Consider the following 14,044-nt stretch of genomic DNA (forward strand, 5'->3'; position numbering starts at 1 on the left):
GCCCGAATCACGATGCAGCGCACCGTCTGGGCTGCCGTCGACGCACCGTCGCCGGACCTGCGCACGCTTGCGCGGGCGCACTGCGCCACCTCGTCATCAAAGCCAAGCAGTTGCCCAAGCGCACGCGGCACACGCGAAACGCAAATCAGTACTTCCGATACGACTCATGAGGAGCCGCGCCATCGGCGCGATTTGCCCGGTAGCACGAAGCGCATCGCGCATCAGCCCTCGCCACCCTCCGCATCCTCGCGCAACAGGCTGGTCAGCACATGGTCGCGCCAGACGCCGTTCAACTGCAGGTAGCGACGCGCGCGGCCTTCGATCTGGAAGCCCAGCCGCGCCAGTACCTGGGCGCTACGCACATTGTCCGGCACGTATTGCGCCATGACCCGGTGCAGCCCCAGCGGGCCGAACACGAAAGCGATGCCCTGCGTGGCCGCCCACTGCATCACACCGCGCCCCTGCCAGCCGGCATCCAGCCCGTAACCGAGATGGCAGGCCTGAAATGCGCCCCGCTGGATCTGGGTGAACCCCACCGTGCCGATCACCTCCTGCCCGGCCTGCAGGACAAGTTGCAACTCGCGCTCGCCGGGCACCGACATGCGGTACGCACTGCATATCCGGCGCCACCCTTCGGCGGTGTAGAACGCGGGCGGCCGCAACGGCATCGCCTCGACCAGGTGCGCCCGGTTGCGTGCGTGATACCCGGCCACGGCGAGCGGATCCACACCGGACAGGTCGGAGAGCACCATGCCATCGTCGCGGCACACCGGGCGAAAAGCGGGCAGGCTCATGGCCGCTCCCCTACAGTGTTGACTGTCTGCTCCACGACGCCCGGCATCCATCCACCAGCACGCTGCAGATGCGGCCACGACACGGCCATCGCACCGTCCACCCACGCACGCGCCTGCGTGTTGGATATCTGCTCCACGAAGCCGGCCATCCACCAACCAGCGCGCCGTAGATGCGGCCACGACACGGCCATTGCGCCGGCTACCCAGGCATACGCCGGTGTGTGGATATCTGCCCCACGAAGCCGGCCATCCACCAACCAGCGCGCCGTAGATGCGGCCGCGACACGGCCATTGCGCCGGCTACCCAGGCACACGCCTGCGCGCCGGTCTGCACCCGCCGTATCGATCCGGATTTCAAACGGCGTGGCTGGCAACGCCTGGTCGGCACCGGCCAGCGTGGCACGAGGGCGGTGCGTCAGGCGCGCCGTGCAGATGAGCCGTGGCCGCTGCGGGCCGCGTTTGCGCAGGCTTGGCAGCTGCGGTGCGGAGCTGTTGCCTGCCACCCTGGAGTGCCCGACACAACCCAGCCAGCCGTCGCCAACCACGTGCGCACGGCGCACAGGACCGACGTGTATGTATGGTCCATGCCCACTCCGCGCGCCGGCCGCGCCCGCATGGCGGCGAGCGCCGTGGTCTTGTTGAACGCTCTTAGGCGGCAGCAGCCGAGTCAAGCGCCTGCGCCACCTGCCACTCGATGGCATCCAGGTTCGGCAGCAACGCGCTTTGCTCGCCGAGCAGCACGCGCATGTGCACGCCGTCCGGCAGCGCCTCTTCCGAGGCGTCGGCCAGCAGGCCGCCGCGCGGCACCGAGATCAGCTGCGGAAACGAAGCCGTCAGCAAGGCGAAATACGGCAGCGCAGGATTGCCGCCCAGCGCCTTCAGCACGATGACCTTGTTGTTGACCGCAGTGGGTTCATCGCCCAGGCCGCTGAAGCGCGCGAACGACAGCAGCGGCACCTTCCAGCCGTACCAGTCGATACGCCCGACCACCCAGCGCGGCATGTCCGGCAGCGCTTCGACCGCCACGCGCGACATCACCTCGGCCACCGTGGCGTTGGGCAGTAGCACCCGTTCGGTGCCGGCCTGAATCAGGACGCCGCGGATTTCGTCATTGTTGGCGTAGCTCATTGCAGGTTTCCGATCTGAAAGGGAGCGCCCGGCTTACGCCGGCCAACGCTGTGCCAACGCCTGCGCCAACTGCGCAGGATCGCCGGTCAGGATGCCTTGCCGGGCCAGGCGCGCGGCAGCGGCCGGGTCGTAGCAGCCATCGGCAGACTGACCCGCCAGCCAGCCGCCCTGCCCGGCCAATGCCAACGATGCGTCCACCAGCGCCTCGTTGGCGCCGCTGAGCAGCAGCACCGCACTGTCGCCGGGCGGCAGCGCGGCAATCAGCCCGGCAGCATCGCTGTGCGCCACGAAGGCCAGCGCGCCGGCGTGCTGCTGCACACCGACGTCGTCGGACAGCACATAGACCTTCCCCGGGGCGACCACCTGGCCAGCCTCGCCCAACTCCACCGGCAGCGCCGACACGCGCCCCATCTGGCGCACCAGGTTGCCGTACTGGCCACCGTCGAGGGTCATGCGCACCAGCACCGCGCGTGGAAACTGCGGCGGCAGCGCGGCCAGCAGGCGACGGATCGCATCCGGTCCGCCGATCCCGGCCATCACCAGCACCGCGCCGGTCACCTCGCCACTGTGTTCCAGATCCACCAGCGACAATCCGCCGGTCGACAAGGCTGCAACGTCCAGCTCGGCGCGCGGGCGCACCACCACGGTGACGTCGTCCACCAGGCCCCAGGTGCTGGAATCGCCCAGCGTCAGGCCGGGCGTGTCGGCGGCGGCCGGGGTCCCGGCCTGCGCGGCCGTGCGAGTAAACAACGCATCGCCCGGCATGTTCTCGAATGCGTGCGCGGCGGCTTCCAGATGTTGATCCAGCTGCAGGTCCGAATGCTGGCGTGGTTCCAGCGCCAGGCCCGGCTCGGGCTGCAGCGAGGGCTCGCTTTCGGTGCCCGGCGGCAGCACGTCGGCGTGGCCGTGCAGCTTGGCAGCCAGATGGCGCACCCAGCGCTGCGCTTCCCAGCCCTCGCGCCGCACGGTGAGCTCGGCTTCGTCGAAGATCACCGTCACGCCGGGCATGTTGAAGGCCGGCTCCAGCGCTTCGAGCGCGTCTTCGATGGCCGGCTCCAGTGCAACCAGCACCGCCACCGGCTCGGCGTCGCGCAGCATCTGCACGTCGACTGCAGACGGTTCGTCTTCCAGCACCACCTGCGCACCGGCCAGGCCGAGCGCTTCGCGCAGGCGCTCGCGCGCCTGACCGGGCCGGCCCAGCAGGGCAACCGGAGTTCCCATTGCGCCATTAGTCTCGGACACGGGCGATCCCCAGCAGGTCATACACGTTTCGCATCAGATCCAACTCTTGGTAAGGCTTGCCCAGGTAACGCTGCACGCCGATCTCGAAGGCGCGCTGGCGGTGCTTCTCGCCACTACGCGAGGTGATCATCACGATCGGCACCGCCTTGAAGCGCGGATCGGCGCGCATCGCGGTCGCCAGCTCGTAGCCGTCCATGCGCGGCATTTCGATATCCAGCAGCATCAGGTCGGGCACGCGCTCTTCGAGCAATTCCAGTGCCTCGACACCGTCGCGGGCGGTGGTGACGTCCAGGTTGTGGCGTTCCAGCACGCGGCTGGTGACCTTGCGCATGGTCAGCGAGTCGTCGACCACCATCACCAACGGCACCTGCCGCTGTGCTTCGGCGGGGCTTTCTAGGGCCGGACGCGCCGGCTGGCTGAGGTAGCGACGCACCAGCGGTGCCACGTCCAGGATCACCACCACGCGGCCATCGCCGGTGATGGTGGCGCCGTAGATGCCCGGCACCGAGGCAATCTGCAGGCCCACCGGCTTGACCACGATTTCGCGGTTGCCCAGCACCTGGTCGATCGCCACCGCCGCGCGCAGATCGCCCGCACGCACCAGCAGCAACGGCACCTGCGCCTGTCCATCGGCACGTGCGGCGGCCTGGCCGACCAGCGAGCCGAGATCGTGCAGCACGTACTCCTCGCCGGCGTAGTGGTAACCGCCCTCGCCCGACTCGTAGCGGGTGCGCGAGATACGGCCGATACCGCTGACCGACGCCACCGGCACCGCAAAGGTGGTCTCGCCGATGCGCACGAACACCGCCTGTGTGACCGCCAGCGTCTGCGGCAGGCGCAAGGTGAAGGTGACGCCCTGGCCACGCACGGAGTGGATATCCACCGAGCCGCCCAGCTGACGCACTTCGTTGCGCACCACATCCATGCCCACGCCACGGCCCGCCAGCTGGCTGACCTGCTCGGAGGTGCTGAAGCCGGAGGCAAAGATCAATGCATCCAGCTCGACATCGCTGAGCTCCTGCCCGGGTTCGATCAGGCCGCGCTGCTCGCCACGGCGACGGATCGCCTCGCGGTCCAGCCCGGCGCCGTCGTCGGCCACTTCCAGCACGATTTCCGAGCCTTCGCGGCGCAGGCGGATCGCGATGCTGCCTTCTTCCGGCTTGCCCGCGTCGCGACGTTGTTCCGGGCTTTCCAGCCCATGCGCGACCGAGTTGCGCAGCATGTGTTCCAACGGCGCGACCATGCGATCGAGCACGTTGCGATCGAGTTCGCCCTGGGTGCCTTCCAGCACCAGATGCACCTGCTTGCCGGTGTCGCTGGCCGCCTGGCGCACCACACGGCGCAGACGCGGCACCAGGCCATCGAAGGGCACCATGCGCGCACGCATCAGGCCGTCCTGCAGCTCGGAGCTGACGCGCGACTGCTGTTGCAGCAGGCCGTCGTACTGACGCGAGAGATCTTCCAGCACGCCCTGCAAGCCGCCCAAGTCGGCCGCCGACTCGTTCAGCGCACGGCTGAGCTGCTGCAGGGTGGAGAAGCGGTCCAGTTCCAGCGGATCGAAGGTGCGATCGCCCTGGTCCTGCTCACGCTGATAGCGCGCCACGATCTGTGCTTCGGTTTCCAGATCCAGACGACGCAGCTGGTCGCGCAGACGGGCGTTGGTGCGATCCAGTTCGCCCATGGCGCCGCGGAAGGCGCCCATCTGCTGTTCCAGCCGCGAACGGTAGATCGCCACTTCGCCGGCGTGATTGACCAGGCGATCGAGCAGGTCGGCGCGCACGCGCACCTGTTCCTGCTGGGTACGCGGCATCAGCTCTTCTTCGGCCTGGCCCTCGACCGGGATCGGAGCCGACAACGGTGCCGGCTCCACCGACGCCTTGGCGATCGCGCGGACATCGGCGTCGCTGGGCGGGGCCGCATCGCGGCCACGGGTGCGGGTTTCGAAGGCTTCCACCAGGTCGGTCGGCATCGCCACCGCGCGGTGCATGCCGGTACGGGTCAGCAGCTGATGCAGACGGTCGAAGCCACGCTCGAACAGGCGCACGTCATCGCGGTCGATGTCGGTGCGGTTGGCCGCCACCGCTTCCAGCAGCGATTCGATCGCATGGCCCAGGTCGCCGATGGCGTTGATGCCGGCCATGCGCGCGCCGCCCTTGAGCGTGTGCAGATCGCGCTGCAGTCCGTTGAGGACATCGCGGTCTTCGGGCACTTCGCGCATGCGGGCGATCAGGCCATCGCAATGGTCCAGCAGATCGCGGCCTTCTTCGACAAAGATATCGACCAATTCGCCATCGAGCTGATCGAAGTTGAGCGGGCCGATATCGAACGCAGCGCCCACGTCGTTGGCTGCGGTCTCCACGCGTGCGGCATCTTCCACCGGTGCGCTGAAGGCGGCGGCGGTGTCTTCCGGCACGACGGCGCTGTGGTCGGCTGGCTCGTGCGCGCTGGCGGCTGCGTGCTGGTCTGCAGCGTCGTCGGCGCCGGCATGCTGACCGGCGTCGGTGTAGGCGCCGGCATCCGTGTGATCGGCATGTGCTGCATGCCCGGTCGCGGCACCCACGTCCCCGGCTACATCCGCGTCGGCATGTACTGGAGCGTCGGCGCTGACAGCCGATGCGTCGTGCAGGTCCGGCGCGATGTCCGATTGCGGATCGCCTGTCTCTTCGACCTGGTCGGCCGCATGCGCCATTTCGAACGCCTGCACCGATTCGATGGTGTGATCAGGCAGTGCGTCGGCGTCGGCCTGCGCAGTCTGTGCGTACTCGGCGTGCGCAAGCTCCGCGTCGGCCTGCTCGGCGTCGGAGTGCCGAGCTTCGGACTGTTCGGCGTCGGTGTACTGGTATGCGGCAGTCTGCTCGCCTTCGGCCGCATGTTCGTGCGAAGACGTGTCCGGCTGCGACTGCTCGCCGGAATCGATGTGCTGCTCCGCCTGCGACTGCTCGCCGGCATCGACGTGCTGCTCCGCCTGCACCTGCCAGCCTGCGGACTGCTGGGCGTCCGAAGACGCGTCCTGGTCCGCATCCACGTGCTGAATCGACGCGTGTTCTGCCGCCGCTGCATGCTCGTCAGACTGCGCGAGGTCCGCAGAATGCGGCGGTTCGTCCGCAAGCGTTTCGCCAGCATGTAGCGGTGCTGCGTCGCTGTGCTGCAACGCCTCGTCCGCCGGCTGTTCGCCAGACAATTCCTGCGTGTCGGCCTGTGCGTGCACGCCCTGATCGACGGCATGGCCGTCCTGGTCGGACGGCACGCTGTCCAGCGCCGCGGTTTCCGGCGTCCAGTCTTCTGCGGTGGTTGCCTGCGGCTGTGCGTCCAACGCAACGTCGGCGTGCACGGCTTCCAATGCTTCGATGGTCTCGACCGCGTCGTCCGGGCGCGCTGCTGCGTGCTCGTCGTGCGTCTGCGCAGCCTGCGCATCCGTTGACTGCTCGGCATCGGCATCGGCATCGGCTTCGGCATCGGCATCTGCCGTGGCCAGCGTCTGCGCCTGGCCCAACGCAGCTTCTGCGTCGGCCAGCTCGTCTACCGCAACGCTGTCTGCCTGCGTGCTGGTCGCATCAGTGTCGTGCTCGCTGGACACACCATCAACTGCCTCGTTCGGCGACTCTGCAGCGTGCTCGCCCGGCGCATGGTCGTGCGGCGCGGTCTGCGCATGTTGCAGCTCGGTCGCATCCCAGGCATCGGCCTCGACCAGCGGCTCGTCGGCCGGCGTGTCCTGTGTGTAGGCGCCCTGCGCTACCGCCTGGTCTGCCTGCTCGTACTGCGCGGCATCGCCATGCAGCGCATCGGTGAGCTGCCCGGAATCGGCAACCGGCACCAGCGCATCATCGCTCGCTGCGTGCGCAGCGTCGGCAGTCGCGTCTTCGTGCTCGTGTTCGTGTTCGTGTGGCGCAGCGTGACCGGCATCGTCGACGGCGTGCGGTGCAGGCGCGTCCAATGCAAGCGCCGAATCGTGCTCGGCTTCAGCCTCGGCCAGTTCGTCCACTGCGATCGGCGCATCGGCCGACTGCGGCTGCGCGTCTTCGGCATCGGGCGTCGGTGCGGCGGTCTCGGGCGGCAGTGCGCTGGAATCCAGGTACTGCGACAGATCTTCCACGCCGGTCAGTTCGACCGGCACAGCGTGCCCGGCAGCCGCGTCGCTGGTCGCATCGAGGTCGTCGAGCTCTTCCAGGAACGCCTGCGGCGGCCACTGCGCTTCCGGCAAGGTCTCGACCAGGGCGCGCAGGCGGTCGGTCAACGGCGCAAACGACGGGATCAGCGGTGCGTCGGCGCGCAGTGCAGTGACCGTGGTGGCGATGGCTGCGGCGGTGGCCGCGATCGCGTCGATGCCTTCGGACGACGGTGTGGCCGATGCAGCGAGCAGGCGCTTGACGTAGCTTTCGGCCGGCGTGGTCACCAGGGTGATTTCCGGCACATCGGTCATCGCAAACGCGCCACTCATGGTGTGCACGGCGCGCAGCAATTCTTCGGTCGCCAGTTGCGGCGCGACGCGGGTGGCCTGCAGCCAGGCATTGACCGTGTCCAGATGCGTGGCAACCTCTGCTTCGAGGATCTCGCGCAGCACACTGTCCACCGAGGCCGGCGTGCCACCGCTGGCCGCAACCGCACTGGTCTGTGCAGAGATCGCGGCGATCTCGGGCACGGCCGGCGTGGCCGGTGCGGGCACGTAATAGACCTCTTCGCCGGCTGCAACGCGCTCGGCAATGGCCTGGATTTCAGGCAGATCCGCGCTGATGCGGCCCTGGTCGCGCAGCGCGGCATTGAACTGCGGCAGCACCTCGTAGGCCAGTTCCACCATCGCCACGACCGCCGGGCTGGCCGGACGCGAATTGTCGAGCACGCGGTTGAGCATGCTCTCGATCTTCCAGCTGAACTCGCCGAGCACGCTGGCACCGACCAGTCGCCCACTGCCCTTCAGTGTGTGGAAAACGCGACGGATCGGACGCAGGTTGTCCGGGCTGTTCGGGGCGGCGCGCCAGATGGGCAGCAACTGCCCGAGGTTGACCAGTTCCTCGTCGAACTCTTCAAGGAAGACATCACGGATGTCGTCATCGATATCGCTGTCGCCGAAGCCACCGAAAATGCCGGCATCGGCCGCCACCGGAGCCGGCTCGCTGACCGCGACGGGCGCGACGTCTGCAGCCCGGTCGCCGCGCACGGGCGCATCCTGCGGGCGCTCCACGTCGAATTGCGCAGCAGCGGCGTCGAGCTGGGCCAGGAACGCAGCCGAGGCATCGTCCAGCTCGAATTCGCTGACCGTGGCCTGCTGCACCCGCGCGGGCGTCTGCTCGGCGCTCGCTTCGGCCGGTGCGTCGTCTGCCTCAGGGGTAGACTCGACAAACGGGTCGTCGTGTTCCGGCGGTGCAACCGGCGGACTCGGCGGCGGCGAGAACGCATCGTCGATGCTGACCTGCGCGCGACGCGCCTGGTTGTCGGCAATGAAGTCCAGTGGCGCGTCGGCCTGGTCGGCATCGCCCGGCAGATCGATGTGCGTGATCTGCAGCGGTGCCTCGTCGGCGGGCACGGAGACGGCGGCCTGCTCCTGTTCCAGCGCACTCAGGTCGACGGTGTAGCTGACCTGCGCGGCCTCGCTCGCGACGTGGCTGTCCTGCTCGGCCGAGACCGGGTCGAAGGCGGAGCTTGCAATCGGCGCCGTCTGCCCGGTGGTCTCCAGGTGCCAGTCGCCCGGCGCCTGCGCACCGTCGTCGTCGGACAATTCCAGCGGGGCGACCGTAAACGGCACGTGCGCCTGGCCGGAGCGGGTTTCTTCCGCAGCGACAGGGTCGAACGAGAACACCGTATCGGTGGCCGCTGCGCCGGTGTCGTGCACGACACTGGCGGCAAACGGCGTCTCGACCACGGTTTCATTGGCCCATTCCAGCGACGCGGCAGGCACCGCATCGTTGACCGCCGCAGCCGGCGTGCCGGCGTGCGCAGCAGGCGATGCTGCCACCGTCTGCAAAGCGGCAACGCTGCCGGGCTGGTCGGTGCCGACCGGCAATTCGGACGGCTGCCCGGACGGCAGCGGCCAATACCGCAGCGTTTCCAGGCTGTTGCGGGTGATGTCCAGAATTTCCTCGCGGCCGGGACGGCGCTCGCGCAGGGCTTCCAGGTAGTACTCCAGGCTGGCCATCGCATCGGCCAGGGTATCCAGCTGACGGCCGCTGGGCACGCGCTGCTTGCCGATCAACTCCAGATCGACATAGCGCCGCACGCCTTCCAGGTAATCGGCGGCCTGCGGCAATTCGAGAATGCGCAGTGCGCCACCGACTTCGCCCAGCAGATGCGGCACATCGGCCAGACGCACATGGTCCCAATTGGTTTCGATGAAGGCGACGAAATGTTCGCGCGCCGCGCCGAAGTTGGCGATCGCTTCCTGCGCCAGCACGTCCACGGTGCGGCGCACTTCCGAGGAGGTGGCACTGTTGCTAGCTTCGTTGCCATCGCCGAGATCGGCGCCAAGGCTGGCGACCTGATCGTCCAGCGAGGCATCCACGTACAGCAGCGCGCCGGCGATATCCAGCAGCACGCCTTCGTCCATCTGCACCTGGCCGTCGACCACGCGCGCCAGCGCATCGCGCTGCTGCACGACGACATTGCGCGCAACGCCCAGGCCCATCATGCCCAGCGTGTCGGCAACGCTGCCCAGATCCTTGACCTGGGTCTGCAGCTCGGCGATGTCGCCGCCGGTGCGCAGATGCAGGTCCAGCGCATCCTTGACGCGCAGCAGTTCTTCCTTGACCGCGCTGCCGACGGTGTCGAGCAGTTCGCGGTTGCGCCCGGAAAGGCTGCCGCGGGCGTGATCCAGCTCGGCTTCGGTGGCAACACCGGCCTGCGGATCGAACGCGAACAACACGCTCTCATTCAGACCGGGCTGGCCACGGGTGGCGCGGATTTCGTTGAGCAGCGGCAGCAGCACGATCGGAATGTCGCGGTGGCCGTTCTGCAGGCGCTCCAGATAATCGGGCAGCAGCACGGTGCCGCGCATCAGCATGGCGCAGGCTTCGTCGCGGTCGGCGACCTCGCCGACCTGCACGGCCTGGGCCAGCAGTTCGAGCTCTTCGGCCACCATGGCCGGCGCATACAGCTCCACCATGCGCAGCGTGCCCTGCACCTGATGCAGATAACCCGCGCAGAAGCGCATCCGGCTGGTATCGGACGGCTCTTCGGCGAAGTATTCGATCTCATTGCGCGCCTGGCGCAAGGTCTCGTCCAGCTCCGGCTTGACCCAGCCCAGTGCGGCGTGGCTCATCGCATCGCGAAGCGCGCTCATTGCAGCCCCCTGACAACGGCCGGCTCACCGCTGCTGCGGTCACCGGTCACTTCCTGCATCGACGTAATGCGACTACGCGCCATCTGCTGATCCTTTCCCGTTCCGCGTCGTGGTCACGCCGGCAGCTTGAAGTCGGCGACCGAACGGCGCAGATCGGCAGCAAGCTCGGCCAGGTTGCCGATCGACTCGGCCGTCTGCTCCGCACCCTGCGATGTCTGGCTGGTGATCTGTCGGATCACGCCCATGGTCTGAGTGATGTCCGTCGCCGCGGCCGACTGCTGGTGCGCCGCGATGGAGATGTTCTTAATCAGGTTGTTCAAGGCGTTGGACACGCGCTCGATTTCGGTCAGCGCCGTGCCGGCGTCTTCGGCCAGGCGCGCACCGGACACCACTTCGGAGGTGGTCTGCTCCATCGAGCTGACCGCTTCGTTGGTATCGGCCTGAATGGTCTGCACCAGGCCTTCGATGCGTCGGGTCGCACTCGAGGTGCGCTCTGCCAGGCGTTGCACTTCGTCGGCCACCACCGCGAAACCGCGACCGGCCTCGCCTGCAGAGGCGGCCTGCACCGCGGCGTTGAGCGCCAGAATGTTGGTCTGCTCGGAAATGTCGTTGATCAGTTCCACGATCGAGCCGATCTCCTGCGAGGATTCGCCCAGGCGCTTGATGCGCTTGGAGGTTTCCTGGATCTGGTCACGGATCTGGTCCATGCCCTGGATCGTCTCGCGCACCACGCCGGCACCCTCGGCGGCGATGACCACCGAGCGCTGCGCCACTTCGGCCGATTCGGTGGAGTTGCGCGAGACCTGTTCGATGCTGGCAGCGATTTCGCTGATGCGCTCGGACGCAGTGGTGATCTGGTTGGCCTGCTGGCCGGCCGCTTCGGCCAGCTGCATCGCGGTGGCCTGGGTTTCCTGGGTCGACACGGCCACCTTGGCGGAGGTGTCGTTGATGGTGGTCACCAGGTGGCGCAGTTCGTCCACGGCGTAGTTGATGGCGTCTGCAATCGCGCCGGTCATGTCCTCGGTCACCGAGGCCTTGACGGTCAGGTCACCCTCACCGAGCGAGCTGATTTCGTCCAGCAAGCGCATGATCGCCTGCTGGTTGCGGCTGTTGAATTCCACCTGCGCCTGGTAGCGCACGTCCTGCTCGCGGGTGCGCACCCGCACCGAGCTCCATACGAAGCCGATGATGGCCAGCAACGCGACCAGGCCGGACACCACGCCCAGCCAGAAATTCGGGAACAGGCGGGTGTCGCGGACCGAACCGAACGCCGAAAACGCATCGAACAGCTTCTTGCTGTCGTCGAGCATCTTGTTGGAGCCAGCGGTCAGTGCGGCCGCCGACGACTGCGCGGCAAACAGGTTGCGCGAGCTGGCGAGGATGGCGTCGATGTCCTTCTTCATCGTCGCCCACTGCGCCTGCGACTGCTCCAGCGCCGCAAGCGCGGCCGGGTTGCGCACCGCGGCGATGCCGAGTTCTTCGTTGCCTGCGCGCAGGCCGTCCAGCATCTGCGTGAACACCACCGAGTCACGCGCCAGCGCGTCACCCGAGGCGGCCGCATTGGCGCCACCGGCACGCATTTCGGTGACCCGGCGCGCCATGGTGCCGGCGACCACGACCTGCTGCAGCGTGTTGTAGATCTGCGCGGCGGGCGCGCCGCTGACGGTCATCGCGCGCACCACTTCGTTCAACTGCGCCTGCAGCTGCGGCACGCTGCCGGAGAAGCGTTCGGCGTTGCCGGCCAGGCCGAGCACCGCCGGTTCGCTGGCGATGACCTGATCGGCGTTCTTGCTCAGCGGCACCCAGGTCGCCTTGAGCTGCGCCATCGAACTGGCCACCGAACCTTCCTGGCCGTAGCGGCCATCGAGTTCGCTCACCGTGCTGTCGATGCGGCCCTTGGTCTCCTTGAACGCGGCGAATGCCTTGGCGTCGCCGGACACCGCTTCGCGGCCCTGGTTGGCCAGCTGCTGCGAGAGCACCTGCAGGTCGGCCGCGCCGGTGCCGGCACCGGCCAGGCGGCTGCCCTGCCAGGTGGCGACGCCGGTGTTGGCGCCAAACACGATCATCGACAACACCAGCAAGCCAAGCCAGAAGCTGGTGCTGACGCTGCCGAGCTTGTTGGTCTTGCGGGCGTCCGGGGCGGTACTCATGGTTCGACCTCGATCTGTATGACGTGGCGGGGTCGCGGCTTAGGCCGCGGCCTGCCGGAATTCAGGAGTGCGCGACAGCAATGCCAGGGAGAACACACCCCAGTCCTGCGTCTCGTTGCGGAAGGCACGCTCGATGAAGTGGGCGTAGCGGCCCTGGGCCAGCTCGCCGGGCTCGACTGCCTGCGCCTGTTCGAAACTGCGCTGGCCGTAGAGCTCATCGATGGTCAGCGCGACGTCGCCGCCGCTCTGACGCATGATCAGCACGCGTTGGCCTTCCTGCAGCACCGTGCGACGGCCCTCCAGGAACTGCTTCAGATCGATCACCGGAAACAGATTGCCGCGCAGGTTGCCCACGCCCAGCAGCCAGGGCTGTGCGCCCGGCACCGGGGTGACCGGCGGCATCGGCACGATTTCCGCCACCTCGCGGAAGTCCGAGACCAGGCGCCGGGTACCGACGCGATAACCCACACCGCGCCAGATATCGGCCGAGAACTGACGTTCCGGCAGCGGCGTGGCGTGCGCAAGACTACGACGCTCGTAGTCTTCGAGAATATCGAATGGAGAACGCATCAACGCACCAGTTGTTTGATGCGTGCGATCAGATCGTCTTCGCGCGGCGGCTTGACGATGTAATCGCTGGCACCTTGTCGCAAACCCCAGGCCTTGTCGGTTTCCATGCCCTTGGTGCTGACCAGCAGCACCGGGATGTCCTTGGTGGCCTGGTCGCGCGCAAGTGCACGCGTTGCCTGGAAGCCGCTCATGCCGGGCAACACCACGTCCATCAGCACCAGATCGGGCGCCTGGCTGCGAACCAGCTCAAGTCCCGCTTCGGCGTTGTCGGTGGCGACGACCGTATGGCCAGCTTTTTCCAGCCATTGACTGAAGACTGCCCGATCGGTGGGCGAGTCCTCGATCAATATAATTCGAGCCATGTTGCCTTTCCCCCTGGTCAGGCGTGGACGTACGTGCGGATCGCGCTCAGTAGTTCTTCACGGGTGAACGGCTTGGTCAGATATTGCTCGGAACCGACGATGCGGCCACGTGCCTTGTCGAACAGGCCATCCTTGGACGACAACATGATGACCGGCGTCGACTTGAAGAGCTGGTTGCCCTTGATCAACGCACACGTCTGGTACCCATCCAGGCGCGGCATCATGATGTCGACAAAAATGATCTGAGGTTGCTGGTCCGCAATTTTGGCCAGTGCCTCGAAACCATCCGTTGCTGTCACTACTTCACACCCTTCCCGCTTCAGCAGCGTTTCGGCAGTGCGGCGAATGGTTTTCGAGTCATCGATCACCATCACCTTCAGTCCTGCGAGTTCCCCACCCGCAGCAATGTTTTCACTCATGCAAATATCCCCGGGCGCGCGACGCTTCATCCCTTCCGACGTCGCTACGAAACTGCATGTATATCCCAAGACCCGCATCGACTGTCAAGGGCGCATTGCCGGGGCCCCG

General features: G+C 67.4%; 8 protein-coding genes. All 8 read right to left on the reverse strand.

Annotated elements, in window-relative coordinates; genetic code table 11:
• Positions 1–221 precede the first annotated feature (221 nt).
• A complete protein-coding gene (locus XnspCFBP7698_RS05835; RefSeq protein WP_104579852.1) occupies positions 222–794 on the reverse strand; it encodes a GNAT family N-acetyltransferase in 573 nt (190 codons plus the stop codon).
• Positions 795–1,442: 648 nt separating this feature from the next.
• Entirely contained in the window at positions 1,443–1,922 is a 480-nt protein-coding gene (locus XnspCFBP7698_RS05845; protein WP_123137298.1) for a chemotaxis protein CheW, read from the reverse strand.
• Positions 1,923–1,955: 33 nt separating this feature from the next.
• The gene (locus XnspCFBP7698_RS05850; RefSeq protein WP_123137299.1) at positions 1,956–3,143 is read right to left on the reverse strand and encodes a chemotaxis protein CheB; all 1,188 of its coding nucleotides are present in this window, start codon (positions 3,141–3,143) and stop codon (positions 1,956–1,958) included.
• Positions 3,144–3,150: 7 nt separating this feature from the next.
• Complete coding sequence (locus XnspCFBP7698_RS05855) at positions 3,151–10,434, reverse strand: Hpt domain-containing protein (RefSeq protein WP_123137300.1); 7,284 nt, start codon at positions 10,432–10,434, stop codon at positions 3,151–3,153.
• Positions 10,435–10,547: 113 nt separating this feature from the next.
• Positions 10,548–12,584 (reverse strand): methyl-accepting chemotaxis protein, encoded by a 2,037-nt coding sequence (locus XnspCFBP7698_RS05860; protein ID WP_047697324.1) that lies wholly within the window; start codon positions 12,582–12,584, stop codon positions 10,548–10,550.
• A gap of 39 nt (positions 12,585–12,623) precedes the next feature.
• Complete coding sequence (locus XnspCFBP7698_RS05865; protein ID WP_039413900.1) at positions 12,624–13,154, reverse strand: chemotaxis protein CheW; 531 nt, start codon at positions 13,152–13,154, stop codon at positions 12,624–12,626.
• Positions 13,154–13,516 carry a response regulator gene (locus XnspCFBP7698_RS05870; protein WP_039413898.1) on the reverse strand — a complete coding sequence of 121 codons (363 nt, stop codon included), beginning with the start codon at positions 13,514–13,516 and terminating at the stop codon, positions 13,154–13,156. The genes XnspCFBP7698_RS05865 and XnspCFBP7698_RS05870 overlap by 1 nt, the downstream gene beginning before the upstream one ends.
• A gap of 17 nt (positions 13,517–13,533) precedes the next feature.
• Positions 13,534–13,935 (reverse strand): twitching motility response regulator PilG, encoded by a 402-nt coding sequence (gene pilG, locus XnspCFBP7698_RS05875; RefSeq protein WP_005913706.1) that lies wholly within the window; start codon positions 13,933–13,935, stop codon positions 13,534–13,536.
• Positions 13,936–14,044 lie beyond the last annotated feature (109 nt).

Origin of the sequence: Xanthomonas sp. CFBP 7698 (assembly GCF_003600855.1) — a bacterium.
Taxonomy (GTDB): Bacteria; Pseudomonadota; Gammaproteobacteria; order Xanthomonadales; family Xanthomonadaceae; genus Xanthomonas; species Xanthomonas cannabis.